Source organism: bacterium (assembly GCA_009926305.1).
Taxonomy (GTDB): domain Bacteria; phylum Bdellovibrionota_C; class UBA2361; order UBA2361; family RFPC01; genus RFPC01.
The window spans coordinates 1-1,799 of record RFPC01000193.1; the positions used below are offsets into that span (position 1 = coordinate 1).

2 protein-coding genes are annotated in these 1,799 nt (G+C 46.2%); both read right to left on the reverse strand.

Features of this window, described 5'->3' with window-relative positions; genetic code table 11:
- Positions 1-1,531 (reverse strand): hypothetical protein (locus EBR25_13650; GenBank protein ID NBW42027.1); only part of this gene is annotated, 1,531 nt, incomplete at its 3' end.
- On the reverse strand, positions 1,528-1,799 hold a 272-nt coding region (locus tag EBR25_13655), incomplete at its 5' end, for a glycosyl transferase (protein NBW42028.1). The genes EBR25_13650 and EBR25_13655, both read right to left, overlap by 4 nt.

Sequence of the window (1,799 nt, forward strand, 5' to 3'; positions counted from 1 at the left end):
ACAAAAACTCAGAAGGCTGACCAGTATTGACGAAAGCAGATAGTTGCGACAAATTAGAGGTAGATCTAAAGAGCAAAAGAACCAAGAACAGAGCGTAACCTAGCGCCAATAGATCACACTTTAGTCTTTTGCCCGCGAATCCAGATACTTGAAAACCCGCACAAAATGACTCTAGCCTCAGCGCAGAAAGCATCAAAAGAGGAGCGTAGAAATAGACTTCATACCTAACAGCAAATCTCTGAGTAAACGCAATGGCAACAAGAATAGAGAATATCCAAGCAGAATCCAAAAAGAGCCACCCAGACAGACAAGAACTAAAAATGGAATCAGAAGTTTTAAACCTAAGCAAAAGCGAAACCACGGCAGCAAAGGTCAAAATCACAACAAGCCAAAACCCAAATCTTGGATTAAGAAAGAAATCGCCCAGATAATTCTTGAATCCTGAGAATGAATGAGAGACTTTATCATCCGTCTCATTTGCATACTGAAACATCCAGGACGGGAAACCTGTCACCGCCTGACGCCACCAACCGGGGGAAAGAACTCGGAATACGACCAGCTGAGAGACCAATATGGAAAGAAAAGAAAATCCAACTGCACTACTGAAAGCAAGACCACTTCCAGTAGAAAGGAAGACCATTAGTGCAAGGAAAAAGTTTATAACCACCCAAAATGGAAGGTTGATAAGATCAAGATCAGGAAGAGCACACAAGATCCACACAGCAGAAGAACCAACAATCAGAGCCGGAAACATTTGCCCCGAGAACCAAAAGCGGATTCGGCGAATGCTGACCGGCAAAGTCAAAGACGAATAATTCTGCTTTTCGCAGCCCATTCGATACATCCAAGCCCCGGACAGAATCGCAAACGGAAAGAGACACAATGCCTGCTGCTTTGAAAAGCAGAGCAAAAAGAATGAGGCCAATACAAGAGCAACAAGCAGAACTCGCCTCCAAGCAGAAAGTCCACAGAAAGCAGCTTCCACCAAAGAGTTCACTGCTATCAGAAAAAGGCCGAAGAAAAGCAAGCTCATAGCTTCATGGCGAACCTCGCTAACAGCAACAAGCAAAGCCGTAGAACAGGAAAACGTGAAAGCAGAAACCGCGGCAATAGTTTTCCTTATCCGGTACTGAAGAGCAAGGACATAGAAAAGAATCGGAATCACAGATACAACCAAGGCGTTTTGAATCCTCATCAAGAAGACTGACCTCTCTGCAATCGCCTCAGGGAGAAGCTGATTAGTGTCAAAAACAAACGTCGAGCCTAGATCTACAGACTGGAGGAGATAACTAAGATTAAAAGAAGAGATTAGAGACCATATTGCTCCTGGATGATCTGCGTAACTAGGGGCAACTCCCCTTACAAGACGCATCCCTTCCGAAAGCCAGAGAAGGTCCTGATCAGGGATGGAAAAGTATGAGCGACCAATCCCAAGCCATCCAATCAAACATGCAGGGGTCGCCAATAAAATGAAGAATGCAAATAGAGAGATACGTTCGCAAGACCCAAAAACTGTCCGAGGCTTACTCATATAAACCGTAGTTTTCTTGCAGCATAGAGGCACATCTGACCCAGGATCAGGCCCTCTTTGACGTGGGCGATGTTCGAGCTGCCGTAGCTGCGCTCTTGGTAGCGAACCGGGACTTCCACGATCTTCAGGTTCAACTTGCTGGCGCCAAACAGCAGGTCAAAGTCTCCAAAGGGGTCGAAGTCACCGAAGTAACTGCGACCGGCCTTGAGCCGTTCGTAGTCGTCCTTCCAGATCACCTTCGTGCCGCAGAGGGTGTCCTTGAGCCGTT